The following is a 24,045-nucleotide window of genomic DNA, read 5'->3' on the forward strand; positions in this document are numbered from 1 at the left end:
CGGGGGCTGGACGCACGGCCGGGGTCCGACGGAGGATTCGGCGACCGGGCCGGACGGGAATTCCGTACAGGAGGCGCCGGGCCGGCGGTGAGCCAGGGGGGACCGAGCATGGCGGACACGAACAGCGGGTGGGACGGCCGGGGAGCGAGCGACACGGGCGGGACACGACAGTCGGAAGCGATACCGGGACCGAGGCCGGGACCGGGGCCGGACATGGCTGCTGAGCGGTATGCGGGCGGAAAGCCCCGGGGGCGTCGCGTCGCCGCCGCTTCCCTCGTCGCGCTGGCGGCCCTCGCGACGGGATGCGAGCCCGGGACCGCCGAAGGGGCGCAGGACATGCCGCCGCCGGTGCGGGCCACGCAGGCGGCCGCGCCGACCCCGAGCCCCTTCCTCACGTCCCCCGCCCCCGCGACCGAGGACGCGAAGCCGCGCACCGCGCCGCCGCCCAGCCCCTCGGCGTCCACCGCCGCCCCGGCCCCGACGAGAGCCCGGCCGGCCCCGGAGCGGAGCACCGCACCGCCACCGCGCGTCCTGATGCGTACGGGGTCCGAGAGCGACCGGGTGCGGGAACTCCAGGCCCGGCTCCGCCAGATCGGCCACTTCGGGCGCAATCCCACCGGCTACTACGGCTCCGTCACCGCCGACTCCGTACGGTCCTTTCAGGCCAAGCGACGGCTGCCGGTCACCGGAAGCACCGACGCGGTCACCTGGCAGCGGCTGCTGGCCATGACCCGGGTGCCGACGGCCGCGGAGCTGGACCCGCCGACCGAGCGGCCGGTGGCCGCGCCGGACGAACGGTGCCTGAAGGGCCGGGTCCTGTGCATCAGCAAGAAGAGCCGGACCCTGGCATGGATGAACGACGGCAGGGTCGTCTCCGCGATGGACGTGCGCTTCGGCTCGGAGTACACGCCCACCCGGGAGGGCGTGTTCGAGGTGTTCTGGAAGTCCCGCGACCATGTGTCGACGCTCTACGACACCCCGATGCCGTACGCCCTGTTCTTCAGCGGCGGCCAGGCGGTCCACTACTCCGCCGACTTCGCGGCCAACGGCTACGGCGGCGCCTCGCACGGCTGCGTCAACGTGCGGGACAAGAAGAAGGTCGCGGCACTGTTCGACCAGGTGAAGAACGGCGACAAGGTAGTCGTCTACTGGTGATCCGGCGAGAGGTGGTCCGGGCCTGCGGGTCAATACACCTGGGGAGGAGAGGGCGCGGGCGGGACCGGGGGAACGTGTCCCGCCCGCGCCGATGCGCTGAGCCGAAGGTACGGGGGGAACCCCGGCTCGTTGCGCGGCCGATGACCAGTCGGCTCACTCTGTACTGCGCCCGGCCTCCGAAAAACGTCACACCTGGCCGCCCGGGCCGCTCGCGGGGCGCCTGGAACCGCAGGTCAGCGGGTGGGGTCGGGCCGGAAGCGAGCGGTTCAGACCACCAACGGGAGGTTCGGGTCGTCAGCGGGCGGCTCAGGTCATCAGCGAGCGAGCACGGAGGCCACGCCGGAGCTCTTCGGGAGCGGCAGGGCCTCGGTTTCCGTCCCGGCGCCCGCCTCCGGGGCCACGCCGGAGCGCGGTACGGGATGGAAGGAGACGGGCGGCAGCGAGCCGCCGCCGTCACCGTCGCCCGGCCCGTTCTGACCGTCGTCGTCGTCATCGTCGTCACCGCCGCCGCCGGAACCACCGGAGCCGCCGTTCCCACCGCTTCCACCACTCCCGCCGCTGCCGTCGAGGAGACGGTCGCAGAAGTGCTCCAGGTTCTTCTCACCCTTGGCGAGCCGGATCAGCTGCCGTCGGCTCCGGTCGTCCAGGCTGCCGTCGCGGAAGGCCTTGCAGGCCTTGACGGACTGCTCGTACCAGTTCCCGGACGCCGTGTCGTCGCCGGAGCCGCCGGGCTTCTCCTCCTGGCCCGCGCCGCCCCCGGCCGTCTCCTCGCGGCCGTCGCCGCCCGGCTTGTCCGGGCTGCCCGGGCGGTCCTCGCCCGGCTCCCGGCCGGTGTCGCCGGTTCGCGCGCCCTCGGGGCGCTCGGGTCCGTCGGACTCCCGGGTCACGGGCGAGGAGGGCTCCTCCGACGCGCCGGGCGGGGGCGGGTCCGCCGGGGACGACGGGTCGTCCGCGTGCCCGCCGGAGATCAGCGGTCCCGGGGTCACCGCGGCCGAAACGGAGGTGGCCGGCGCGGGCGAGCCCTGTCCGCCGAACGTTCCGGTGAACACGCCCGTGCCGGCGGCCACCGCCACCCCGCCGAGCGCACAGCCCGCGAGCGAGGCGACCAGGCCGAAACGGACCGGCCGGCTCCAGCGCGGGCGGCGGGCCGGGGTGTCGGGGGCGGAGCCGATGTGGACGGCGCGCAGCAGACCGGGCCGGCCGGGGACGGCGGCGCCGGCGGAGAGGCCGGCGAGCCGGTCCACGCCGTTGCCGTGGCCGGCCTGCCGGAACGCGGCGAGGACCGCGTCCTCGCCGGGGAGTTCGACCCCCGGGGACCGGTACCCGCCACGGGCCGCGCCGAGTGCTTCGGCGAGCCGGAAGGCGTCGGTGCGGGCCTCGTCGCCGACGGGGACGACCGGTTCGCCACGGAGCAGTCTCTCCGCCGCGTCCTTGTCAAGCCACTCGTAGTGCTCGTCGGCCATCACATGTCCTTCTGCGTCCACGGTCGCGAATGCGTCACACCGGGAGTGACCCCGGCGGGCGCCACCGGACCGCCCCGCCCGGGGCGCTGCGCGGGTACGGCGCCGAGTCCGGCGCCACCGGCCGCCCCCTGACCCGCACCGTCGCCGCCGCCCTGCGCCGGGTCCGGGGCGCCGTCCACGGAGGCGCCGCCCGTCCGGTTCGTCCCGGGATGCTCCGCGCCGAGGAGTTCGGCCAGCCGCTTGAGGCCCCGGTGAGCGGCGGTGCGTACGGCGCCGGGCCGCTTGCCGAGGGTCTGCGCCGCGCTCTTCGCGTCGAGCCCGACGACCACCCGGAGCACGACGGCCTCGGCCTGGTCCTGCGGCAGCTGGGCGATGAGGGACATGGTGCGGTCGGTGTCCAGCGCCTCGATGGCGTCGCCCGCGGTGTCGGACTCGGCGGCCCGCGCGGTCAGCTCGGTCTCGTCGCCGCCGATCGCGGGGCGGCGGCTGCGCATCCGCAGATGGTCCAGCGAGCGGTTGCGCGCGATCCGGGCGGCCCAGCCCCGGAACCGGTCGGCGTCACCGCTGAACCGGTCGAGGTCGCGCGCTATCTGCAGCCACGCCTCGGACGCCACGTCCTCGGCGTCCGGCTCCCCGACCAGCGTCCGTATGTAGCCCAACAACCGTGGCTGCACCGCGCGGTACACAGCACGGAAGGCGTCCTCGTCCCCGTCCTGTGCCGCGAGCACCGCGGCAGTCAGCTCCGCGTCGTCCCCCAGCACTCCCTCAACCCGCTCTGCCGTCCTCGATCGCAGCTGGTCAACTGCGGCGCAACCCTGCGCGAACCAGCACGCTACGTGCTCGGCGGGGGCCACGTCCATGACTTGTACAACCCGCAACAATTCGTCGGCCGACTCACGGTGTGACAGAAAACGCAGTCATGGCGCTGAGATGAGTACGGGGTCGTGCTGCGACCCCGTGGAAGACGGCCGGGGCCTCTCCTGTGGGGGGTGGCGGCCCCGGTCGTCGCTCCTCTTCGCCCCCGCCCCGGCCAGGGGCGCCCCCGCACCGGTTCCCTCAGCCCCGGGTCAGGTCCCTGAGCGCGGTGTTCAGCTCCAGGACGTTCACCCGGGGCTCGCCCATGAAGCCGAGCAGCCGGCCGGTGGTGTGATCGGCGACGAGGTCCTCCACCTCCTTGATGTCGAGGTTGTTCTTCTCGGCGACCCGGTGCACCTGGAGTGCGGCGTACGCGGGTGAGATGTCGGGGTCCAGGCCGGAGCCGGAGGAGGTGACGGCGTCGGCCGGCACATCCGCGGGCTTCACCTGGTACGTGGGGGTGGAGTTGTCCTTGATCACGGCGGCCTTGGCTTCGGTCACCCACTGGACCAGTTCCTCGTTGTCGCCGGAGCGGTTGGTGGCCCCGGAGAGGATCAGGGAGTACCGCGTGTTGACGCTGTTGCTGCCGAGGCCGTTGGAGGGGCGCGGCTGGAACCACCTCAGGTCCGGGGCGGGTGACTCCTCGCCGTCCTCGATCGGGAGGTCGTACCGCTGGCCGATGAGGGAGGAGCCGACGACCTGCCCGCTCCTGTCCTTGATCTCGGAACCGTTGGCCTTGTCGTTGAACAGGGCCTGGGCGACGCCGGTGACGGCGAGCGGGTAGATCACCCCGCACACCAGGGTGAGGACGAGAAGGGCTCGCAGTCCGGCCCCGAGCACGCGTGCGGTGCTGCTGACGGAGTTGTTGGTCATGGCGGATCAGCCGATTCCGGGAAGGAGGGAGAGGAGCAGGTCGATGATCTTGATGCCGACGAACGGGGCGACGATGCCGCCGAGTCCGTAGACGCCCAGGTTGCGCCGCAGCATCCGGTCCGCGCTCGCGGGCCGGTAGCGCACGCCCTTGAGGGCGAGGGGCACCAGCGCGACGATGACCAGGGCGTTGAAGATGACCGCTGACAGGATCGCGGACTCGGGCGAGGTGAGCCCCATGACGTTGAGCCGGTCCAGCGACGGGTACGCCACGGCGAACATGGCGGGGATGATCGCGAAGTACTTCGCGACGTCGTTGGCGATGGAGAAGGTGGTCAACGCTCCTCGGGTGATGAGGAGTTGTTTGCCGATCTCGACGATCTCGATGAGTTTGGTGGGGTTGGAGTCGAGGTCCACCATGTTCCCGGCCTCCTTGGCGGCGGAGGTTCCCGTGTTCATCGCCACGCCGACGTCGGCCTGGGCCAGGGCGGGTGCGTCGTTGGTGCCGTCGCCGGTCATCGCGACGAGCTTGCCGCCGGCCTGTTCCCGCTTGATGAGGGCCATCTTGTCCTCGGGCGTCGCCTCGGCCAGGAAGTCGTCGACCCCGGCCTCCTCGGCGATCGCCTTCGCGGTCAGCGGGTTGTCACCCGTGATCATGACCGTACGGATGCCCATCCGGCGCAGCTCGTCGAACCGCTCCCGCATCCCCTCCTTGACCACGTCCTTGAGGTGGACGACCCCGAGGACCCGGGCGCCGTCCTCGTCCTCCACCGCCACCAGCAGCGGCGTACCGCCGGCCTGGGAGATCCGGTCGGTGAGCGCCTGCGCGTCCGGGGAGACGCTGCCGTCGCGCTCCTTCACCCAGGCGATGACCGAGCCGGTGGCGCCCTTGCGGACCTTCCGCCCGTCCAGGTCGACGCCGGACATCCGGGTCTGCGCGGTGAACTCCACCCACGCGGCGTCGGTCAGCTCCCCCTGGTTCCGCTCCCGCAGCCCGTACTTCTCCTTGGCGAGTACGACGATCGACCGGCCCTCGGGGGTCTCGTCGGCGAGCGAGGAGAGCTGCGCGGCGTCCGCGAGCGCGCCCTCGGTGACGCCCTCGACCGCGAGGAACTCGGCCGCCTGCCGGTTGCCCAGGGTGATGGTTCCGGTCTTGTCGAGGAGCAGGGTCGACACATCGCCCGCGGCCTCGACCGCGCGCCCCGACATGGCCAGGACGTTGCGCTGCACCAGGCGGTCCATGCCCGCGATGCCGATCGCGGAGAGCAGGGCCCCGATCGTGGTGGGGATCAGGCACACCAGCAGGGCGGCGAGCACGATCAGCGATGTCTGGTCGTCCGCGCCCGCGTAGATCGCGAAGGGCTTCAGGGTGACGACGGCCAGCAGGAAGACGATCGTGAGGGACGCCAGCAGGATGTTCAGGGCGATCTCGTTGGGCGTCTTCTGCCGGGATGCGCCCTCCACCAGGTTGATCATGCGGTCGATGAAGGTCTCGCCCGGCTTCGTCGTGATCTTGATGACGACGCGGTCGGACAGCACCTTCGTACCGCCGGTGACGGCCGAGCGGTCGCCGCCGGACTCGCGGATGACCGGGGCGGACTCGCCGGTGATCGCGGACTCGTCGACGGAGGCGACGCCTTCCACGACGTCGCCGTCGCCGGGGATGGTGTCGCCGGCCTCGCAGACCACCAGGTCCCCGATGCGCAGGTCCGTCCCCGCGACCCGCTCCTCGTTCGGACCGATGACCCGGCGGGCGACGGTGCCGGTCTTGGCCTTGCGCAGGGTGTCGGCCTGCGCCTTGCCGCGGCCTTCGGCGACCGCCTCGGCGAGGTTGGCGAAGACGGTGGTCAGCCAGAGCCAGGCGGTGATCGCCCAGCCGAACCAGTCGGTCGGGTCGGTGAGCGCCAGCACGGTGGTGACCACCGAACCGACCAGCACGACGAACATCACCGGCGACTTGACCATCACCCGCGGATCGAGCTTGCGCAGCGCGTCCGGGAACGACTTCAGCAGCTGCTGGGGGTCGAACAGCCCGCTGCCGACCCGGTTGGCGGCCCCGTGGCCATCGGCCGGCGGTATGTCTCCGTGCGGCGCGCGCGTGGGGGTGGGGGTGACGGTGCTCATGAGGCGAGCCCTTCGGCGAGCGGACCCAGCGCCAGGGCCGGGAAGTAGGTGAGTCCGGTGATGATGAGGATCGTGCCGACGAGCAGCCCCGAGTAGAGGGGCTTGTCGGTGCGCAGCGTGCCCGCGGTCTCCGGCACCGGCTTCTGCTCGGCGAGCGAGCCGGCCAGGGCCAGGACGAACACCATCGGCAGGAACCGGCCGAGCAGCATCGCGATGCCGATGGTCGTGTTGAACCACTGGGTGTCGGCGTTGAGCCCGGCGAAGGCGGAGCCGTTGTTGTTGGCGCCGGAGGTGTAGGCGTACAGGATCTCGGAGAAGCCGTGCGCGCCCGAGTTGGTCATCGAGTCGGCGGGGGTCGGCAGGGCCATGGCGACGGCGGTGAAGCCGAGCACGAGGGCCGGGGTGACGAGGATGTAGCAGGCCGCGAGCTTGATCTGGCGGGTGCCGATCTTCTTGCCGAGGTACTCCGGGGTGCGTCCTACCATCAGCCCGGCGATGAACACCGCGATGATCGCCATGATCAGCATGCCGTAGAGGCCGGAGCCGACCCCGCCGGGAGCGATCTCGCCGAGCTGCATGCCGAGCATGGTGATGCCGCCGCCGAAGCCGGTGTACGAGGAGTGGAAGGAGTTCACCGCGCCGGTCGAGGTCAGCGTCGTGGCGACCGCGAAGAGCGACGAGCCGGCGATCCCGAAGCGGGTCTCCTTGCCCTCCATGGCGCCGCCGGCGATCTCGAACGCGGGCCCGCGGTGGGCGAACTCGGTCCACATCATCAGCGCCGTGAAGCCGATCCAGATGACGGCCATGGCGCCGAGGATCGCGTACCCCTGCTTCAGCGATCCGACCATCCGGCCGAAGGTCCGCGTCAGCGCGAACGGGATCAGCAGGATGAGGAAGATCTCGAACAGGTTCGACAAGGGGTTGGGGTTCTCGAAGGGGTGGGCGGAGTTGGCGTTGAAGTAGCCGCCGCCGTTGGTGCCCAGCTCCTTGATGACCTCCTGGGAGGCGACCGCGCCGCCGTTCCACTCCTGCGTACCGCCCATGAACTGTCCGACCTGGTGGATGCCGGAGAAGTTCTGGATCGCCCCGGCGGCGACCAGGACGATCGCGCCGATCACCGAGATCGGGACCAGGATGCGGACGGTCCCGCGCACCAGGTCGGCCCAGAAGTTGCCGAGTTCGCCCGTACGCGACCGGGCGAAGCCCCGTACGAGTGCCACCGCCACGGCCATGCCGACGGCCGCGGACAGGAAGTTCTGCACCGCGAGGCCGCCGGTCTGCACGACGTGGCCCATGGCCTGTTCGCCGTAGTACGACTGCCAGTTGGTGTTGGCGACGAAGGACGCGGCGGTGTTGAACGCCTGGTCCGGGTCGATCGAGGAGAAGGCCGGCGAACCGGGCAGCGAGCCCTGCACCCTTTGCATCAGATACAGGAAGAGAACGCTCACCGCCGAGAAGGCGAGCACTCCGCGCAGATAGGCGGGCCAGCGCATCTCGGCGGCCGGATTGGCGCCGATGGCCTTGTATATCCACTTCTCCGGTCGGTAGTTCTTCTCGGAGGAGTAGACCCTGGCCATGTAATCGCCCAGCGGACGGTAGGCGAGGGCGAGGGCGGCGATCAGGGCTGTGAGCTGGAGCAGACCAGCGACCTGGGAAGTCATTTCCGTACTCAGAACCTCTCCGGGTAAAGGAGAGCGAGGATGAGATATCCGAGCAGGGACACGGCCACGACGAGGCCGACGACGTTTTCGACGGTCACAGCTTGGTCACCCCCCGGGCGATGAGAGCCACCAGCGCGAATACCGCGATCGTGGTGACGACGAAGGCCAGATCGGCCATCGCGAGCTCCTGATTGACGTGAGGAAGAAAATCGGCCGTTCGGCCGATACGAGCAAACCTCGACTTCATCAGGGCGATAAGCCACCTTGACGGGGTCCATACGAATACCGGGAAACCCTTGACGCCGATCTGACGCGGCCGACCGGCCTGCGGCAGGGCTGTTCGGCACGCGGCCCGGTCCGTTCGGGCGGCCGCGTGCCGAACAGGACAACCCTCAGGCGCCGATGTCGCGCCGCCGGAGGTCCTCCTGTGTCTCGCGCCGGATCAGCAGGCGTGCCGTGCCTTCGTGCACCGCGACGACCGGCGGCCGGCCGACGAGGTTGTAGGCGGAGGCCATGGAGACCTGGTAGGCACCCGCCACGGGCAGCGCGAGCAGGTCGCCGGAGCGGATGTCGCCGGGCAGGAGGACATCGTTCGCGAGGACGTCGCCGGCCTCGCAGTGCCGGCCCACCACCGTGGCCGCGACCGGTCCGGCGGTGGCGGCGCGGCCGATCAGGCGCGGCGCGTAGCGGGCCCCGTACAGGGCGGGCCGGGGGTTGTCGCTCATGCCCCCGTCGACGGCCACGAACAGGTTCGGGCCGGTGTGCTTGACGGAGAGGACGCGGTAGAGCGCCACCCCGGCCGGGGCCGCGATCGCCCGCCCGGGTTCGATGGCCAGCCTCGGCACGGGCAGGCCGGCCGCCGCACAGCCGGTGGCGAGTTCCGCGCCGAGGCGGCGCGCGAGGGCGGTCAGGTCGAGGGCGGGCTCCCCCGGCCGGTAGGCGACCCCGTGCCCGCCGCCCATGTCGAGCTCGGGGAAGGTGACGCCGTGGCTGTCCTTGACCCGGGCCATCAGTCCGACCATGCGCCGCACCGCCACCAGATACGGCTTGACGTCGGTGATCTGCGAGCCTATGTGGCAGTGCAGGCCGGTCAGTTCGAGCTGCGGCTGACCCAGCACACGGGCGATGGCGTGCTGGGCGGACCCGTCGGTGAGGGACAGGCCGAACTTCTGGCCGTCGGTACCGGTACGGATCTTCTCGTGGCCGCCCGCCGAAACCCCGGGCACCACCCGCACCATCACCTTCTGCCGCCCCGCGGGGCCGGTCAGCGCGGCGATCCGGGCGATCTCCGACGGGCTGTCGACGACGATCCGTCCGACCCCGAGCCGTAGCGCCGTCTCGATGTCGCGCGGCGTCTTCGCGTTGCCGTGCAGCACCATCCGCTCCGGCGGGAACCCGGCGGCGTGGGCGAGTTCGAGTTCGCCGACGGAGCAGACGTCCAGCCCCAGGCCCTCCTCGTCGATCCACCGCGCCATCGCCCGGGACAGGAACGCCTTGGCCGCGTACAGCACCTGGGCTCCGGGGAAGGCGGCCCGGTAGGTCCGGCAGCGTGAGCGCACCTCGTCCTCGTCCAGGACGTACGCGGGAGTGCCGAACCGGTCGGCGAGCCCGGTGAGCGAGACCCCTCCGACGCTCAGGTCGGCGCCCGGGAGCCGGGCGGTGGAGGCGGGCCAGACGGACAGATCGTCCAGTCCTGCCGAGGACTCGGTGAGAACGGGAGCGGACATGGCGGCGTCTCCTCGGGAGGCGTGGGACGGGGCGCGGGTCACAGGGCGCGCGCGGGCTCTTCGGCCGCGCGCACCGGCACGGCGGTGACGGCCGGGGCCGAGAGGACCGGGTCGACGACGAGCCGGTCGACACCGAGGGGCTCCGTGAGGGAGCGCAGGGCCGGTTCGGCGAGCCTGATCGCGGCCTGGCCGGCGCCGAGGGCCGCGGTCAGCAGGTCGAGGCCGGTGAAGCCGACGGCGGTGCGCTCGCCCAGCGGAGTGCGGAACATCCGCAGCGCGGGGCCGGCGGCTTCCGGCCGGACGGGCACGTACAGAAGCACGGCCCGGGCCTGTTCATCGGGGTCGGGGTCGTCGTCGTACGAGAAGAGGCACATGAGGTTTCCTCCGGGTGGAGCCACGATCGGCCGTCGTCCGGCCGCATGACGTCGAAGCTATGCCCGCCCCGGCGCGGGAAGCCCTCCCGCCTTACGCGATGTTGACGGGCATCGCCCGGTTCATACGCATCGCTGACACTCACCTCCCCCGGCCCGCCCTTCAATGGAGTTCCGGAACAGGACGAGGCAGGAGGCCGGACGGTGCGGCAGAGAGTCGTGGTCGGCGTGAGTGGCTCCCCGGGGAGCCTGGCAGCCCTGCACCGGGCCACCGCCGAGGCGCGGGAACGCAACGCGGATCTGTACGCCGTACTGGCCTGGCAACTGCCCGGCGGAGGTCTGGGCGGCCGTGCCACCTATGGCACCGCCGCGCTCCGGGAGTACCGGGAAGCCGCTGTCGAGGAGCTGCGCACCATTCTTGACGGCGCGTTCGCCGTCAGGAGGCCGGGCGTCGCCCTGTCGGGGCTCGCCGTGCGCGGCGAGCCCGGAGCGGTTCTCGTCGAGGCGGCCGAGTCGGACGACGCCCTCCTGGTCGTGGGTGCGGGCTCACGCGGCAGATGGCTGCCCGCCCTGCGGCCGTCGGTGGCGCGTTACTGCCTGGCGCACGCGGCCTGCCCCGTTCTCGCGGTCCCCCCGAACCCGCTCGAAGCCGAACTGGCCGCCGTACTGTCCAACAACTGGAACATGCCGCCCGGGCGATAGGGAACGCCCGGGCCGTAGGGAACGCCCCGCCCATGAGGAACAGCCGGGCCTCGCTGTCAGGCCTCGCCGTCAGCCCCGGCCGCGGGCCCGTCGTGACATCACCGCGCGCAGGACCCGGCGGCCCTCCGTGGACAGGTCCAGCGCCTTGCGGAGTCCGGCGCCGCTGCCCGCCGTGCCGGTGGTCTCCGCCAGGATCTCCAGGATGCGGACCTGCCGTTCCAGCTCCCCGGCGACCAGCGGCCCCACGGCGGCCGGTTCACCGCTGCGGGCCGCCTTGAGCAGCCGCTCCTCGTCCGGCGGCGTCTCCCCGTCCGGGGCGTCGAGCCGCCCGTGGATCCGCAGGGCGACCAGCGAACAGGCGTCCGCCCACTCCCGCAGCGGTACGGCGTCGAAGTCGGAGGGGGCGGCGCCGAGCATGGTCCGCACGAGCGCGGCCGGGCCGTCGGTGACGGACTCGTGCTCCATCCCCGTCCGCACCGCCGCCAGCCGGATGGCCCAATCCTGTCCGTTCTCGCAGCTCGCCCAGAGCGGGCGCAGCGGTTCCGCCCCGGGCCCCGCGAGCAGCGGCAGGCACCGGTCCAGGCAGGCCAGCGCCCCGGCGGCCAGTGCGCGCTCGTCGGCTCGTTCGATCAGTTCCAGCAGACTCATCGACGTCTCCCTCGGTCTACCGGATACTGCGCCGAATGGCTGAAAATCGTCACTACGGGGCGGCGGATTCCGGGGCCGCCCGCTCCGGGGCGGTCGCGGCCTGCCGGATTCCGGCCCGCTCCACCTGCATCCGGGTCACCGCGCGCACGAAGAGGACGGCGAGCACCGCGGCCACGAGGTCCAGCGCGTCGGCGGCCGCGACGAGGGCCGCCGCGTCGGCGATCTGCTCCGGCTCCCGGGCCCGGTCCCACTGACTCACGGCGATCCGGGAGGCGAGGACGGAGACGATCCAGCCGCCCCACCACAGGTTCAGCACCGTTTTGGGAACCGTGCGCCACCCGCCATCGGGGTGGAGCTGGACGCTCGCCTCCCAGATGCCGCTCGCGACGCGGTAGGGGAACCAGAGGTGGGCGACCGGGACGAACCAGCCGCCCACCGCCCAGCCCGGCCCCATCCGCTGCACGCCGGACTCGAAGACCTCGGCGTTCCGGCGGGTCCGGTGGAACCAGATGATGAAGAGGACGCCGGTGGCCAGGAACGCCGCCGTCTGGACCGTCCCGGCGAGGTCGTACAGCTCCTGCGCCCGCAGGCCGGACCCGGTGTAGATGTCGAGGGAGTCGTCCGCCGCCAGCCCCTCCCACAGGCCGCGCAGGTGCAGACCTGCGCCGATGACGAACAGGTCGCTCGCGATGACGCAGCCCAGCAGGGCGACCACCGCCCGCGACAGGCCGACCGGCGAACGCAGCCAGGTGCCGGCCCCCCAGCCTCCGGGCACGGGCGCGGGTCCGGAAAGGGGTGCTGCCCCGGGGACCGGGACCGTCGCGCCGCCGGGCAGCGGGGGCCGGGTGCCCGAGCAGAAGGTGCACAGCCCGTCGTCGGTCACGGCGGTTCTGATACGACAACGGGTGCAGAGCATGGACATGGAGAAGTCCCCCCAAGGACGGGCCGGCGGCGTGTGGCCTCACGTCCCTCCCCAGGAGCGCGCGGTCGGCGGACCGTAGCCCGTGGACAGCGTCGCTGGGGCCCGGCCACCCGGCGCCCCCCGGGGCACCCCCCCGCCGCCCCCCCCCCCCCCCCCCCCCCCCCCCCCCCCCCCCCCCCCCCCCCCCCCCCCGCGGCGGGGGGGGGGGGGGGGGGGGGCGGGCCCCCCCCCCCCGGGCTCCGCCCCCAGACCCCCGCTGCTCAATCGCCGCAGGGGCTGGGTTTGCCGCCAGGCTGGTGGTGCGGGTCCACCCCGCTTGGTGTGCGTCACACCTGTAGGCGGTTCCGCGGGCCGCCCCGCCCCGCCTATCGTCGAGCCATGTTCGCCGCCTACGCAGCCCGCATCGATCCCGACCAGCCCCTCGACGGCCTGGAGCTGGGCGATCGCCCGGCCCCCGAGGTGCGTCCCGGGTGGACCACCGTCACTGTCCGGGCCGCCTCCCTCAACCACCACGACCTCTGGTCCCTGCGGGGCGTGGGCCTCTCGCAGGACCGGCTGCCGATGATCCTCGGCTGCGACGCGGCCGGCGTCGACCAGGACGGCAACGAGGTCGTCCTGCACTCCGTCATCGGGCAGTCGGGGCACGGCGTCGGGCCGAAGGAGCCGCGCTCCATCCTCACCGAGCGCTACCAGGGCACCTTCGCCGAGCAGGTCACCGTCCCCACCTGGAACGTCCTGCCCAAGCCGAAGGAGCTCAGCTTCGCGGAGGCCGCCTGCCTGCCGACCGCCTGGCTCACCGCGTACCGGATGCTGTTCACCAACGCCGGGGTGCGGCCCGGCGATTCCGTGCTCGTCCAGGGTGCCGGCGGCGGGGTCGCCACCGCCGCGATCGTGCTCGGCAAGGCCGCCGGGCTGCGGGTCTTCGCCACCAGCCGGGACAAGGCCAAGCGTGAGCGGGCGGTCGCACTCGGCGCTCTGGAGGCGTACGAGCCCGGCGCCCGGCTGCCGCAGCGGGTGGACGCCGTCATCGAGACCGTGGGGGCCGCCACCTGGTCCCACTCCGTGAAGTCGCTGCGCCCGGGCGGCACCCTCGTCATCTCCGGGGCCACCAGCGGCGACCGGCCCGCCCACGCCGAGCTGACCCGGATCTTCTTCCTGGAGCTGAAGGTCGTCGGCTCCACCATGGGGTCCAAGGACGAGCTGGAGGACCTGCTCGCGTTCTGCGCGACCACCGGGGTGCGGCCGGTCATCGACGAGGTGCTGCCGCTGGACCGGGCCAGGGAGGGGTTCCGGCGGCTGGAGTCGGGCGACCTCTTCGGGAAGATCGTGCTCACGCCGACCTCCTAGCTCCGCCAAGAACTCCTCCCCAACGCATACTTGAACATGTGTCAGCTTTGCTGATGGGATGCCGCCCATGCGAATGGGCAGAGCACTCATGGCAGTTGTCGTCGCGTCCGTGCTCGCGGCGGGGGCCCTCGCCCCCGCCGCCTCGGCGCGGCCCGCCCCCGTAGCCGTACCGGCATCCGAGTCTCGTGAACGTGCCATCCCGCCACTGACCGACGACCGGGGGCGCACCCTCACCCTGCGCGGCTGGAACGTCGAGGACAAGGCGAACCGCGGCGAGGCCGCCCTCACCGCCATCACCGAACGGCACTTCCGCGACCTGCGCGCCAACGGCTTCAACTTCGCCCGGCTACTGGTCTTCTGGGACGACCTGGAGCCCACGCGCGGCCAGTACAGCGAGCGTTACCTCCGGCGCGTCGAACGCGTCCTGAACTGGGCGCGCAAGCACCGCGTCCATGTCCTCATCGACGCCCACCAGGACGTCTTCGGGCCCGCGTTCGGGCATCGGGGCATCCCCGCCTGGGCGACCAGGACCGACGGGCTGCCGTTCACCCCGAACCCCGACGACTGGTTCTCCGAGTACTTCGAACCGGCCGTCCAGCGGGCCTTCACCCACCTCTACGAGGACCCCGACCTCCAGCGCGCCCAGGCCGCCATGTGGCAGGTCCTCGCGGAACGCTTCCGCGACCACCCGGCCGTGATCGGCTACGACCTGATCAACGAGCCGATGGGGGAGCTGCGCGCGGGCGAGGACCTGCCGACCGCCGCCCGCCGGATCGAGGCCCAGCACCTCACCCCGATGTACAACCGGCTGGCCCGCGCCGTCCGGGCGAAGGACCGCGACACCTGGCTCTTCGTCGAGCCGACGCCCATCGTCGGCGAGGGCGTCCCCACCGGGCTCGGCCGGATCGAGGACCGCCGGACCGTGTACGCCCCGCACTTCTACAACACCGCCATGGAGGCGGGCGCGGACTACGACCCCTCGGCCGGCTGGATCGAGGCGTACGAGGCCGCCGTCACCGCCTATCCGGCCCGCCACCGGATGCCTGTGGTCGTCGGCGAGTGGGGGCCCCTGAACAACTCCCTCCCGAACATGGGCCGCTTCTACCGCGAGGCCGTCGACTCCCTGAACCGCTACAGCTCCGGCTGGGCGGGGTACGTCTGGTGCTACGGCGGCGGCTACTGCGCGGTCGACGCGCAGGGCCGCTTCCGTACGAACAAGGAGCGGACGGCCACCCCGTACGCCCCGGCCGTCGCGGGGACCGTCCGCTCCGAGGCGTACGACGCGGACACCCGCTCCTACCGCCTCGCCTACCGTGCCGCCGCCCGCCCCGGGGTGACGGAGCTGTCCCTCCCGCCCTCGCCCCGGGGCTGGCGTGTCTCCGTCACCGGCCCGGGGCTGGTCGCCGGCGGCCCCGGCACGTCGTCGCGCGGGGGATGGCCGGTCGTACGGGCGTGGCCCGGGAGCGAGGTGGTGGTGACCGTGCGGGAAGGTGGCCCGTATGGACGAACTGACCACCCCTGAAGGGTTTCTGCTGCGCCCCTGGGAGCCCGCCGACGCGTCGGCGGTGCTCCGCGCCTTCGCCCCGGCCGAGATGGACCGCCAGACGGACCGGCCGGTGTTCGACCGGCCCGGGGCGCTGGCCTGGATCGCGGACCGCACGCGCGAACGGGGAGCGCGCACCGGCTATTCCTGGGCCGTCGTGGGGGAGAGGGGCGAGGCCCTTGGCTGTGTCGCCCTCGGCGCCGTGAACCGGACCCATGACACCGGCTGGGTCTCCTACTGGACCACGGAGACCGCACGCGGCCGGGGCGTCGCGGCGGCCGGAGTGCGGGCCCTGGCGCGCTGGGCCTTCGACGAGCTCGGGCTGTACCGGCTGGAGCTGGGCCATCGCACCGACAACCCGGCCTCCTGCCGGGTCGCGACGCGGTCCGGATTCGCGCCCGAGGGCATCGAGCGGGCCAAGCTGCGCTACGGCGACGTCCGGTACGACGTCGAGCGGCACGCCCGCCTGGCCGACGATGATGTCAACTTTGGTTGACGGAAGGCGCCTGTCAATGTAGGTTGACATCATGACCGAAGCAACGGATCTGGCCGCACGTGCCGGTGACCGCGACCCGCGCGTCGGGCTGCGGTCGGTGGCCGCGCTGCGGCGGCTGCTGGAGCAGCTCGAAGCCGTACAAGTCAGAAGTGCCCGCGTCCAGGGCTGGTCGTGGCAGGAGATCGCCGCCGAGCTGGGCGTCAGTCGGCAGGCCGTGCACAAGAAGTACGGGAGGCGTTGATGTTCGAGCGATTCACCCGAGGGGCCCGCGCCACCGTGAAGGGCGCGGTGGCGCAGGCCGAGCGCGTCGGGGCCGACTCGGTCACCGAGGAACACCTGCTGCTCGCGCTGCTGGAACAGGAGGGCGGCCGGGCCTCGTTCGCCGTCACCGCACTCGGCCTCCACGACCGTCGCGCCTCCCTGGACGCCGCCTTCGCCGAGGCCCGCCGCCGCGGCGGCCTGACCAAGGCCGACACCGACGCGCTCGCCGGTATCGGGATCGACATCGGCGCGGTCGTCTCCCGGGTCGAGGGGGCCCATGGCGAAGGCGCCCTGGCGACCGGCCGGGGCGGCCGCCGTTGGTGGTCGGGGCACCGCCCCTTCACCCCGGGCGCGAAGACCGTCCTGGAGAACTCGCTACGGGTGGCCCTGGGGCGCGGCGACCGCTTCATCGGCGAGGAACACCTGCTCCTGGCCCTCACGGCGAAGCCCGGAGTCGTCGCCGACGTCCTCGCCGAGCACGGCGCGACCTACGCGACCGTGCGGCGCGCGCTGTACGGCCCCGACGCCGACGGGGGTCAGGGGCACGCCGAGGCCGGGTGAGCAGTGGGGTGGGGCGGCAGGCGCCCCACCCCACTCCTCAGGCCTTCCCGCCGCCCTCGTCCTGAGCCGTCAGCAGCGCCTCGATCCGCGCCGTCGCCGCCCCCAGGTGGCGGCGGGCCTCCGCGAGCTGGGCCTCCGTCACCCCGTGATCGCGGGCCGTGTCCCGGATGCCGTCGCGGAAACGGTCCAGCAGGCGGTCCAGGTCGCGCACCGGGTCGCCCGTGGCCGGCGCGTCCTCGGCCCAGTCGAAGCCGTCGTCGGGAACCGGGGCCGCCGGGGCGGCGTCCGCCTCGGGCTTGCCGAATGGGGGCCAGGCTCCGGAGCGCGCGAAACCGCCGAGCTGGCCGGTGATCTCCGCGAGGCCCTCCCGTACCCCGGAGGGCCAGTCGCCCCGCGCGAAGTGCTCCTGGACCTGGCGGGCGGCGGTCTGCATCTGCTCGTGCGCCTTCTCCTGGGCCTCCTTGGCCTGGCGGCGGGCCTGCTGGGCGTCCTCGCGGGCGCGCCGGGACTCGTCCTTCGCCCGGCGTGCCTGCTCCTTCCACACCTGCTTGGCCCGGTTCAGCTCCTCCTTCGCCGTGCGCCACGTCTCGCTCTCGCCGAGGTCGCCCAGACGGCCGAAGTCGCCGTAGTCATCGAAGGGGGAGGTCGGTTCGCCCTTCGGCCGGCCCTTGGCGCTCCCGGCCCCGGCCTTCGTACCCTGCCGGGACTCCGACGCCGCCGCCCGCATGTCGCTGCGGAGCCGGCCCGCCGCGCCCCGTACGTCGTCGCGTATCTCGGCGGCCAGCTCGGAGACCGAGTCGCGGATCTCCAGCTCCAGGTCGGCCAGTTCGCCGCCCCGGCCCGCCAGCTCCTCGCGCCCCGCGTCGGTGATCGAGTAGACCTTGCGGCCGCCCTCGGTGGCGTGGGTGACCAGGCCCTCGGCCTCCAGCTTGGCCAGCCGCGGGTAGACCGTGCCGGCGGACGGGGCGTACAGGCCCTGGAAACGCTCCTCCAGGAGGCGGATGACCTCGTAGCCGTGGCGAGGAGCCTCGTCCAGGAGCTTGAGGAGGTACAGCCGCAGACGGCCGTGGGCGAATACGGGAGGCATGTCAGAGAACCTTTCCGGTCGGCTCGGCGGCGTACGCGTCGTCCTCGACGGGTGGCCTGCGCAACAGGGCGATCGAACCGGACACGGTCGTCGCCCGCAGGGTCCCCGTCCCGGCGCCCAGCGTGCCGGTGATCTTCTTCGCGCCCCACTGCCCGCCGACCCGCAGGTCCTCGAAGGCGTTGGAGACGGCCCCGCTCGCGGTGTTCGCCTCGACCCTGGCGTCGGCCGGGTGCGGCAGCCGGATCGCGATCTCGCCCGTCACCGTGGCCAGCCGGATGTCCGTGGGCTGCCCGGACGGGTCGACGTCCAGCACCATGGCACCGCTGACCGACTCGGCCCGCACCGAGGCCCCCGCCCCGTCGACCACCGTCAGATCGCCGGACACGGAGTGGAAGCGCAGGTCCCCCGTGACGCTCTGGGCCTCCAGGCTGCCCGACACGGACTCCCCGCGCACCGCTCCGGTCAGCCCGACGAGCGTGGAGTCACCGGTGATGCCGCGGACCTCCGTGCGGCCGCTGATGCCGGAGACGACGGCCCCGGCACCGATCACGCCGACCTCGACCGAGCAAGCGGCCGGCACGACGAGCGTGACCACGGCGCTGCGGCGGCGGTTCTTGGGGTCGAACCAGCGCAGGAGATCCTGCCAGGGCAGGTCCTCGTAGGCCACGGTCAGCCGGCCGTCCTCCTGGGTCACGATCAGCGGCGGGCCCTCGATCGCGGAGATCTCCAGCCGGGCTTCCGGCTCGTCGGTCCCGACCACGTTGACCGTGCCGTCGACGATGCGCACGTGGAGCGCCGTCACCGGATCCTCGAAGGCGAGCTTCCGCGGCTCGGCGATGGTCCATGTCGACACAGGCATGGATGTGACCTCCCGGGAAGCGTGGCAACGCAACATATCGCGTCTCGTTCGGAACACGATATATCGCGGATGGGGGAAGTCAAAGGGGGGCAGGGGGAGCCGGCGGGGAGGTAAATGCTCACAAAGAGATCAGAACCGGGCAAATTGCCCTAGCGTGTGAGCCATGAACGCGACATCCACCGGGGCCCTCCTGCTGTGCCGGGCCGACCCCGAGACCGTACGGCCGCTCGCCCACCTGCTGCGCGAGCAGATGCTGCTGGTCCGCGCGGGTGAGGAGTGGAGCGCGCTCGTCCCGGAGGGCAAACCCTGGAACGGGGGCACCGAGCAGGAGCCCGAGCCGGTGGACCGGGTCCTCGGCGGCTGGGCCACCGCGCTCGCGGTCGGCTCCACCTGGCCGGTGCTCGCCCTGTGGTGGGACGCCGACCGGGCCGGATTCACGCTCGCCGCCGGATTCCGCCGGCCCGTGGGCTACATCTGGCTGACCGATGGCACCCCGGTGGGCGAGGACGAGGCCATGCGCACCTTCGCGGTCCGGCTCGGCCTCGACCCGGTGCTGGACGTACAGGGGCTGGAGGAGCTGACCCGCCCCGATCCGGACGCAGACGCGGGTGCCCGGCTGCGGGGACTGCTCGCCGTCCTCACCCGCACCGGGCTGACCCTGCCCGCCGGGCTCTCACCGTGCGAGAGCGCGGACCGGCTGCGCAGCGTCGCGGCGGTGCAGCGCGGGGTGGAACGCGTCGAGTGGACCGGCTGGCGCGATGCCGTACGCGTCGAACTGGACGCGGTCGAGAGCAGCCGGATCGGCCCGTGGGTACGCGGCCCCCGCGCCCGTGCCGTCGCCGCCGTCCAGCTCGCGGCCGGGCTCCCGCTCCTGCTGTGGGGCGCCCGTCGCCGCAGTGGCGGCTGGGCGGCGGCCGGGGCGGTGCTGCTGGCACAGGGCGCGCTGGGTCTCGCGTACGAGCGGGCCAGGGCGGGCGCGGAAGCCTCCTAGAACGGGCGGGTCACGCGTCCTCGTCGTCCTCGTCGTCCAGCCGGGCCAGCCAGGTCGCGAGGCGCTCGACCGGCACCTCGAAGTCGGGGTTGAGATCGACGAACGTCCGCAGCTGCTCGGCCAGCCACTCGAAGGTGACCTCCTCCTCGCCGCGCCGCTTCTCCAGTTCCTCGATGCCACGGTCCGTGAAGTACATGCGCACAGGATATCGAGGCCCGGACGGCCTCCGGAACGCCGGAACGCCGGATACGCCGGATACGCCGAGGACCCAGTCCCGCGGCGAGCGCGGAACCGGGTCCCTGTGGCGTATGAGCAGCTCGTACGGCTGCTGCGTGGTCCTAGGCCTCGAAGACCTCGTTGACCAGCTGCGTCTGCTCCGCCTGGTGACGCTTGGCCGAGCCGACCGCCGGGGACGAGCCGTGCGGCCGCGAGATGCGACGCAGGCGCTCGCCGTGCGGCACGTCCGCGCCGACCGCGAGGTCCAGGTGGTCGATCAGGTTGAGCGCGATGAACGGCCACGCGCCCTGGTTCGCCGGCTCCTCCTGGGCCCACAGGTACTTCTCGGCGTTCGGGTACTTCGCGATCTCGGCCTGGATCTCCGCACCCGGCAGCGGGTACAGGCGCTCCAGCCGGATGATCGCCGTCTCCGTGTCGCCGCGCTTCTCCCGCTCGGCGTCCAGGTCGTAGTACAGCTTGCCCGCGCAGAAGACGACCTTGCGGACGTTCTCGGGCTTGACCGACGCGTCGCCGATCACCGGACGGAAGCCGCCGGTGGTGAACTCCTCGATGGACGAGGCCGCGGCCTTCAGACGCAGCATCGACTTCGGGGTGAAGACGATCAGCGGCTTGTGGTGCGGGTTGTGCACCTGCCAGCGCAGCAGGTGGAAGTAGTTCGACGGCAGGGTCGGCATCGCGACCGTCATGTTGTCCTGCGCGCACATCTGGAGGAAGCGCTCCGGGCGGGCGGAGCTGTGGTCCGGGCCCTGGCCCTCGTGGCCGTGCGGCAGCAGCAGGGTGACGCCGGAGGTCTGGCCCCACTTCTGCTCGGCCGATGAGATGAACTCGTCCACGACGGTCTGCGCGCCGTTGACGAAGTCACCGAACTGGGCCTCCCAGATGACCAGCGACTCCGGACGGGCCAGCGAGTAGCCGTACTCGAAGCCCATCGCCGCGTACTCCGAGAGCAGCGAGTCGTAGACGTTGTACCGGGCCTGGTCGTCGGCCAGGTACAGCAGCGGGGTGTAGTCCTCGCCGGTGACCTGGTCGACCAGGACCGCGTGGCGCTGGCCGAACGTGCCGCGGCGGGTGTCCTGGCCGGCGAGCCGGACCGGCGTGCCCTCCATCAGCAGCGAACCGATGGCCAGCGTCTCGCCCATGCCCCAGTCGATCGTGGCGTTGTCCACGGAGGCCGCGCGGCGCTGCATCTGCGGCATCAGGCGGGGGTGGACGGTGATCGAGTCGGGGATGTTGACCTGCGACTCGGCGATCCGCTTGACGACCTCGGCGGAGACGGCCGTCTCCACGGTCACCGGGAACGCGGCCTGCGGCTCCGGGACGTGCGGGGCGGCGGGCTGCGAGGTGGCCTCGCGGACCTCGGCGAACACCTTCTCCAGCTGACCCTGGAAGTCCTGGAGCGCCTGCTCCGCCTCTTCCAGCGTGATGTCGCCTCGACCGATGAGGGACTCGGTGTACAGCTTGCGCACCGAGCGCTTCTTGTCGATCAGGGTGTACATCTGCGGGTTGGTGAACTCCGGGTTGTCGCCCTCGTTGTGACCGCGGCGGCGGTAGCAGATGAGGTCGATCACGACGTCCTTGTTGAACGCCTGCCGGAACTCGAAGGCGAGCCGCGCGACGCGGACCACGGCCTCCGGGTCGTCGCCGTTGACGTGGATGATCGGCGCCTCGATCATGCGCGCCACGTCGGTGGCGTACATCGAGGAGCGCGAGGACTCCGGGGCGGCGGTGAAGCCGACCTGGTTGTTGATCACCACGTGCACGGTGCCGCCGGTGCGGTAGCCGCGCAGCTGCGACATGTTGAGCGTCTCGGCGACGACGCCCTGGCCCGCGAAGGCCGCGTCGCCGTGGAGCGCGACCGGCAGGACCGTGAAGTCCGTGCCGCCCTTGTTGATGATGTCCTGCTTGGCGCGGGCGATGCCCTCCAGGACCGGGTCGACCGCCTCCAGGTGCGAGGGGTTGGCGGCCAGCGAGACCTTGATCTGCTCGCCGTCCAGACCGGTGAAGGTGCCCTCGGCGCCCAGGTGGTACTTGACGTCGCCGGAACCGTGCATCGAGCGCGGGTCGAGGTTGCCCTCGAACTCGCGGAAGATCTGCGCGTACGACTTGCCCACGATGTTCGCCAGCACGTTCAGCCGGCCGCGGTGGGCCATGCCGATGACGACCTCGTCGAGGCGGGCCTCGGCGGCGGAGTCGATGACCGCGTCGAGCAGCGGGATGACGGACTCGCCGCCCTCCAGCGAGAACCGCTTCTGGCCGACGTACTTCGTCTGCAGGAACGTCTCGAACGCCTCGGCCGCGTTCAGCCGGCGCAGGATGCGCAGCTGCTCCTCGCGCTCGGGCTTCGGGCGCGGGCGCTCGACCCGGTCCTGGAGCCACTTGCGCTGACTCGGGTCCTGGATGTGCATGAACTCGATGCCGGTGGTGCGGCAGTAGGACTCACGCAGCACGCCGAGGATGTCGCGGAGCTTCATCATCGTCTTGCCGGCGAACCCGCCGACCGCGAAGTCCCGCTCCAGGTCCCACAGGGTGAGGCCGTGCTCGGTGATGTCCAGGTCGGGGTGCTTGCGCTGGTGGTACTCCAGCGGGTCGGTGTCGGCCATGACGTGGCCGCGGACCCGGTAGGAGTGGATCAGCTCGAAGACCCGCGCGGCCTTGGTGACGTCGTCGTCGTGCGAGGCGTCGATGTCCTTGAGCCAGCGGACCGGCTCGTAGGGGATCCGCAGCGCCTTGAAGATCTCGTCGTAGAACTCGTTCTCGCCGAGCAGCAGCTGGGACAGGACCCGCAGGAACTCGCCGGAGGCGGCGCCCTGGATGACCCGGTGGTCGTAGGTCGACGTGAGCGTCATGACCTTCGAGATACCGAGCTTGTTCAGGGTGTCCTGCGACGTGCCCTGGAACTCCGCCGGGTAGTCCATCGCGCCGACGCCCATGATGAGGCCCTGACCGGGCATCAGGCGGGGCACCGAGTGGACGGTGCCGATGCCGCCGGGGTTGGTCAGCGAGGCGGTGACGCCGGAGAAGTCGTCCATGCCGAGCTTGCCGATGCGGGCACGCCGGACGATGTCCTCGTACGCCTGCCAGAACTCGAAGAAGTTGAGCGTCTCGGCCTTCTTGATGGCCGCGACGACCAGCTGGCGGTCGCCGTTCGGCTTCACCAGGTCGATGGCCAGACCCAGGTTGATGTGCTCCGGCTTGACCAGGGTCGGCTTGCCGTCCTTCGTGGCGAAGGAGTAGTTCATCGACGGCATGGCCTTGAGGGCCTGCACCATCGCGTACCCGATGAGGTGCGTGAAGGAGATCTTCCCGCCGCGGGCGCGCTTGAGGTGGTTGTTGATGACGATGCGGTTGTCGAAGAGCAGCTTCACCGGGACCGCGCGGACGGATGTGGCCGTCGGCAGCTCCAGCGAGGCGTTCATGTTCTTCGCGACGGCGGCCGAGGGGCCGCGCAGCGTCACGTACTCCGGGCCGGCCGGGGCCTCGGTGGAATCGTCCGCCTTGGCCGTGGCGGGCGCGGCGGCGGGCTTCGCCGCCGCGGGCTTCGCCGGGGCCGGGGCGGCCTTGGCCGGGGCCGGCTGCGCGGGAGCCGCCGGGGCGGCCGCGGGCGCGGCCTTCGCCGGAGCCGGAGCAGCTGCCGGAGCGGGCGCGGCCGGGGCGGCGGGCGCCTCGGTCACCGGTGCGACGCCGGGAACGGGCTTGTCCGCCGTGCCGGAGGCACCCGGCTTGTAGTCGGCGAAGAAGTCCCACCAGGCGCGATCGACCGAACTGGGATCCTGGAGGTACTGCTGGTAGATCTCGTCGACGAGCCATTCATTGGCGCCGAACGCGGCGGCCGGGTTCGTACCCGGGCCGGCTTGATCGGTCGAGATGCTCGAGTTACTGGGGGACTGAGACGACACGGCGGCAACCGCCCTCTTCCGCTTCACAAGGTGATGGACAGCGGAAATCAAGGCTACGCCCCCCGAACCGTTCCTTGCAGGCCGGGCCGGTGCTTCGTCGTGCACATCACATCGGAAGGCGGGTTTCGGCGCAGGAAATGGCGGGAAACAAGCGAGGTTCCACTGCACTTCAGGTACGCAGGACCGAGGATACGGCCATCCGACCGCATCCCTTTGGGGCCCTTGCTGGCAGGACACGGGTGAACGTGCCCTTCCGGTTCGACCCTATG

Annotated in this window: 23 protein-coding genes; 8 read left to right on the forward strand and 15 right to left on the reverse strand. The window is 72.1% G+C overall.

Features of this window, described 5'->3' with window-relative positions:
• Positions 1 to 213: 213 nt before the first annotated feature.
• Positions 214 to 1,155: a L,D-transpeptidase family protein gene (locus tag ACIQRW_RS03805; RefSeq protein ID WP_403753932.1), complete on the forward strand. Its 942-nt coding sequence runs from the start codon at positions 214 to 216 to the stop codon at positions 1,153 to 1,155.
• Between the two features lie 314 nt (positions 1,156 to 1,469).
• On the opposite strand, the gene ACIQRW_RS03810 is transcribed toward ACIQRW_RS03805, so the two are convergent.
• The 9 genes from ACIQRW_RS03810 to ACIQRW_RS03850 form a co-directional block, all read right to left on the reverse strand.
• A complete protein-coding gene (locus tag ACIQRW_RS03810; RefSeq protein WP_403753935.1) occupies positions 1,470 to 2,618 on the reverse strand; it encodes a hypothetical protein in 1,149 nt (382 codons plus the stop codon).
• Positions 2,618 to 3,379 carry an RNA polymerase sigma factor gene (locus tag ACIQRW_RS03815; RefSeq protein ID WP_403753937.1) on the reverse strand — a complete coding sequence of 254 codons (762 nt, stop codon included), beginning with the start codon at positions 3,377 to 3,379 and terminating at the stop codon, positions 2,618 to 2,620. Before ACIQRW_RS03815 ends, ACIQRW_RS03810 begins: the two co-directional genes overlap by 1 nt.
• A 295-nt stretch (positions 3,380 to 3,674) precedes the next feature.
• The gene (locus ACIQRW_RS03820) at positions 3,675 to 4,346 is read right to left on the reverse strand and encodes a potassium-transporting ATPase subunit C (protein WP_403753940.1); all 672 of its coding nucleotides are present in this window, start codon (positions 4,344 to 4,346) and stop codon (positions 3,675 to 3,677) included.
• A gap of 6 nt (positions 4,347 to 4,352) precedes the next feature.
• Positions 4,353 to 6,467: a potassium-transporting ATPase subunit KdpB gene (kdpB, locus tag ACIQRW_RS03825; RefSeq protein ID WP_403753943.1), complete on the reverse strand. Its 2,115-nt coding sequence runs from the start codon at positions 6,465 to 6,467 to the stop codon at positions 4,353 to 4,355.
• A complete protein-coding gene (gene kdpA, locus ACIQRW_RS03830; protein ID WP_403753946.1) occupies positions 6,464 to 8,128 on the reverse strand; it encodes a potassium-transporting ATPase subunit KdpA in 1,665 nt (554 codons plus the stop codon). The genes kdpB and kdpA overlap by 4 nt, the downstream gene beginning before the upstream one ends.
• A gap of 8 nt (positions 8,129 to 8,136) precedes the next feature.
• Positions 8,137 to 8,226, reverse strand: a complete 90-nt coding sequence (gene kdpF, locus ACIQRW_RS03835) for a K(+)-transporting ATPase subunit F (protein ID WP_018955984.1) — start codon at positions 8,224 to 8,226, stop codon at positions 8,137 to 8,139.
• Positions 8,223 to 8,375, reverse strand: coding sequence for a hypothetical protein (locus ACIQRW_RS03840; protein ID WP_403753949.1), 153 nt, complete (start codon positions 8,373 to 8,375; stop codon positions 8,223 to 8,225). The genes kdpF and ACIQRW_RS03840 overlap by 4 nt, the downstream gene beginning before the upstream one ends.
• A gap of 145 nt (positions 8,376 to 8,520) precedes the next feature.
• Positions 8,521 to 9,855 carry a diaminopimelate decarboxylase gene (lysA, locus tag ACIQRW_RS03845; protein ID WP_403753952.1) on the reverse strand — a complete coding sequence of 445 codons (1,335 nt, stop codon included), beginning with the start codon at positions 9,853 to 9,855 and terminating at the stop codon, positions 8,521 to 8,523.
• 38 nt (positions 9,856 to 9,893) lie between these two features.
• Positions 9,894 to 10,229: an SAV_915 family protein gene (locus ACIQRW_RS03850; RefSeq protein WP_403753955.1), complete on the reverse strand. Its 336-nt coding sequence runs from the start codon at positions 10,227 to 10,229 to the stop codon at positions 9,894 to 9,896.
• Between the two features lie 201 nt (positions 10,230 to 10,430).
• On the opposite strand from ACIQRW_RS03850, the gene ACIQRW_RS03855 reads away from it, so the two are divergent.
• Positions 10,431 to 10,928, forward strand: a complete 498-nt coding sequence (locus ACIQRW_RS03855; RefSeq protein WP_403753958.1) for a universal stress protein — start codon at positions 10,431 to 10,433, stop codon at positions 10,926 to 10,928.
• Positions 10,929 to 10,997: 69 nt separating this feature from the next.
• Here ACIQRW_RS03855 and ACIQRW_RS03860 read toward each other — a convergent pair whose 3' ends face one another.
• The gene (locus ACIQRW_RS03860) at positions 10,998 to 11,576 is read right to left on the reverse strand and encodes a hypothetical protein (protein ID WP_403753961.1); all 579 of its coding nucleotides are present in this window, start codon (positions 11,574 to 11,576) and stop codon (positions 10,998 to 11,000) included.
• Between the two features lie 52 nt (positions 11,577 to 11,628).
• Positions 11,629 to 12,459, reverse strand: coding sequence for a DUF4328 domain-containing protein (locus ACIQRW_RS03865; RefSeq protein WP_403753964.1), 831 nt, complete (start codon positions 12,457 to 12,459; stop codon positions 11,629 to 11,631).
• 417 nt (positions 12,460 to 12,876) lie between these two features.
• On the opposite strand from ACIQRW_RS03865, the gene ACIQRW_RS03870 reads away from it, so the two are divergent.
• The 5 genes from ACIQRW_RS03870 (at position 12,877) to ACIQRW_RS03890 (ending at position 16,706) form a co-directional block, all read left to right on the forward strand.
• A complete protein-coding gene (locus ACIQRW_RS03870; RefSeq protein ID WP_403753967.1) occupies positions 12,877 to 13,845 on the forward strand; it encodes a zinc-binding dehydrogenase in 969 nt (322 codons plus the stop codon).
• Between the two features lie 88 nt (positions 13,846 to 13,933).
• Positions 13,934 to 15,367 carry a cellulase family glycosylhydrolase gene (locus ACIQRW_RS03875; protein ID WP_403753970.1) on the forward strand — a complete coding sequence of 478 codons (1,434 nt, stop codon included), beginning with the start codon at positions 13,934 to 13,936 and terminating at the stop codon, positions 15,365 to 15,367.
• A complete protein-coding gene (locus ACIQRW_RS03880; RefSeq protein ID WP_403753973.1) occupies positions 15,345 to 15,884 on the forward strand; it encodes a GNAT family N-acetyltransferase in 540 nt (179 codons plus the stop codon). The genes ACIQRW_RS03875 and ACIQRW_RS03880 overlap by 23 nt, the downstream gene beginning before the upstream one ends.
• Before the next feature lie 31 nt (positions 15,885 to 15,915).
• Complete coding sequence (locus tag ACIQRW_RS03885) at positions 15,916 to 16,125, forward strand: sigma factor-like helix-turn-helix DNA-binding protein (protein ID WP_007447814.1); 210 nt, start codon at positions 15,916 to 15,918, stop codon at positions 16,123 to 16,125.
• Positions 16,125 to 16,706 carry a Clp protease N-terminal domain-containing protein gene (locus ACIQRW_RS03890; RefSeq protein WP_403753977.1) on the forward strand — a complete coding sequence of 194 codons (582 nt, stop codon included), beginning with the start codon at positions 16,125 to 16,127 and terminating at the stop codon, positions 16,704 to 16,706. Before ACIQRW_RS03885 ends, ACIQRW_RS03890 begins: the two co-directional genes overlap by 1 nt.
• Positions 16,707 to 16,743: 37 nt before the next feature.
• Here ACIQRW_RS03890 and ACIQRW_RS03895 read toward each other — a convergent pair whose 3' ends face one another.
• Together ACIQRW_RS03895 and ACIQRW_RS03900 are read right to left on the reverse strand one after the other, a co-directional pair.
• Positions 16,744 to 17,793, reverse strand: a complete 1,050-nt coding sequence (locus tag ACIQRW_RS03895) for a helix-turn-helix transcriptional regulator (RefSeq protein ID WP_403753980.1) — start codon at positions 17,791 to 17,793, stop codon at positions 16,744 to 16,746.
• Position 17,794: 1 nt separating this feature from the next.
• On the reverse strand, positions 17,795 to 18,652 hold the full coding sequence (locus tag ACIQRW_RS03900; protein ID WP_403753983.1) for a DUF4097 family beta strand repeat-containing protein: 858 nt from the start codon (positions 18,650 to 18,652) through the stop codon (positions 17,795 to 17,797).
• Positions 18,653 to 18,815: 163 nt separating this feature from the next.
• On the opposite strand from ACIQRW_RS03900, the gene ACIQRW_RS03905 reads away from it, so the two are divergent.
• Complete coding sequence (locus ACIQRW_RS03905) at positions 18,816 to 19,643, forward strand: hypothetical protein (protein ID WP_403753985.1); 828 nt, start codon at positions 18,816 to 18,818, stop codon at positions 19,641 to 19,643.
• 10 nt (positions 19,644 to 19,653) lie between these two features.
• On the opposite strand, the gene ACIQRW_RS03910 is transcribed toward ACIQRW_RS03905, so the two are convergent.
• Both ACIQRW_RS03910 and ACIQRW_RS03915 read right to left on the reverse strand, forming a co-directional pair.
• Positions 19,654 to 19,839: a DUF6104 family protein gene (locus ACIQRW_RS03910; RefSeq protein WP_003966321.1), complete on the reverse strand. Its 186-nt coding sequence runs from the start codon at positions 19,837 to 19,839 to the stop codon at positions 19,654 to 19,656.
• A 142-nt stretch (positions 19,840 to 19,981) separates the two neighbouring features.
• Positions 19,982 to 23,776 (reverse strand): multifunctional oxoglutarate decarboxylase/oxoglutarate dehydrogenase thiamine pyrophosphate-binding subunit/dihydrolipoyllysine-residue succinyltransferase subunit, encoded by a 3,795-nt coding sequence (locus tag ACIQRW_RS03915; RefSeq protein ID WP_403753988.1) that lies wholly within the window; start codon positions 23,774 to 23,776, stop codon positions 19,982 to 19,984.
• Positions 23,777 to 24,045: the final 269 nt, after the last annotated feature.

This window comes from Streptomyces sp. NPDC091287 (assembly GCF_044768525.1).
Taxonomy (GTDB): Bacteria; Actinomycetota; Actinomycetes; order Streptomycetales; family Streptomycetaceae; genus Streptomyces.

Bases quoted from the DNA above. Each gene is read 5' to 3' on its own strand.
- ACIQRW_RS03805 (WP_403753932.1), top strand. From the start codon at position 214: ATGGCTGCTGAGCGGTATGCGGGCGGAAAGCCCCGGGGGCGTCGCGTC.
- ACIQRW_RS03810 (WP_403753935.1), bottom strand. From the start codon at position 2,618: ATGGCCGACGAGCACTACGAGTGGCTTGACAAGGACGCGGCGGAGAGA.
- ACIQRW_RS03820 (WP_403753940.1), bottom strand. From the start codon at position 4,346: ATGACCAACAACTCCGTCAGCAGCACCGCACGCGTGCTCGGGGCCGGA.
- kdpB (WP_403753943.1), bottom strand. From the start codon at position 6,467: ATGAGCACCGTCACCCCCACCCCCACGCGCGCGCCGCACGGAGACATA.
- kdpA (WP_403753946.1), bottom strand. From the start codon at position 8,128: ATGACTTCCCAGGTCGCTGGTCTGCTCCAGCTCACAGCCCTGATCGCC.
- ACIQRW_RS03840 (WP_403753949.1), bottom strand. From the start codon at position 8,375: ATGAAGTCGAGGTTTGCTCGTATCGGCCGAACGGCCGATTTTCTTCCT.
- lysA (WP_403753952.1), bottom strand. From the start codon at position 9,855: ATGTCCGCTCCCGTTCTCACCGAGTCCTCGGCAGGACTGGACGATCTG.
- ACIQRW_RS03850 (WP_403753955.1), bottom strand. From the start codon at position 10,229: ATGTGCCTCTTCTCGTACGACGACGACCCCGACCCCGATGAACAGGCC.
- ACIQRW_RS03860 (WP_403753961.1), bottom strand. From the start codon at position 11,576: ATGAGTCTGCTGGAACTGATCGAACGAGCCGACGAGCGCGCACTGGCC.
- ACIQRW_RS03870 (WP_403753967.1), top strand. From the start codon at position 12,877: ATGTTCGCCGCCTACGCAGCCCGCATCGATCCCGACCAGCCCCTCGAC.
- ACIQRW_RS03875 (WP_403753970.1), top strand. From the start codon at position 13,934: ATGGCAGTTGTCGTCGCGTCCGTGCTCGCGGCGGGGGCCCTCGCCCCC.
- ACIQRW_RS03880 (WP_403753973.1), top strand. From the start codon at position 15,345: ATGGACGAACTGACCACCCCTGAAGGGTTTCTGCTGCGCCCCTGGGAG.
- ACIQRW_RS03885 (WP_007447814.1), top strand. From the start codon at position 15,916: ATGACCGAAGCAACGGATCTGGCCGCACGTGCCGGTGACCGCGACCCG.
- ACIQRW_RS03890 (WP_403753977.1), top strand. From the start codon at position 16,125: ATGTTCGAGCGATTCACCCGAGGGGCCCGCGCCACCGTGAAGGGCGCG.
- ACIQRW_RS03895 (WP_403753980.1), bottom strand. From the start codon at position 17,793: ATGCCTCCCGTATTCGCCCACGGCCGTCTGCGGCTGTACCTCCTCAAG.
- ACIQRW_RS03900 (WP_403753983.1), bottom strand. From the start codon at position 18,652: ATGCCTGTGTCGACATGGACCATCGCCGAGCCGCGGAAGCTCGCCTTC.
- ACIQRW_RS03905 (WP_403753985.1), top strand. From the start codon at position 18,816: ATGAACGCGACATCCACCGGGGCCCTCCTGCTGTGCCGGGCCGACCCC.
- ACIQRW_RS03910 (WP_003966321.1), bottom strand. From the start codon at position 19,839: ATGTACTTCACGGACCGTGGCATCGAGGAACTGGAGAAGCGGCGCGGC.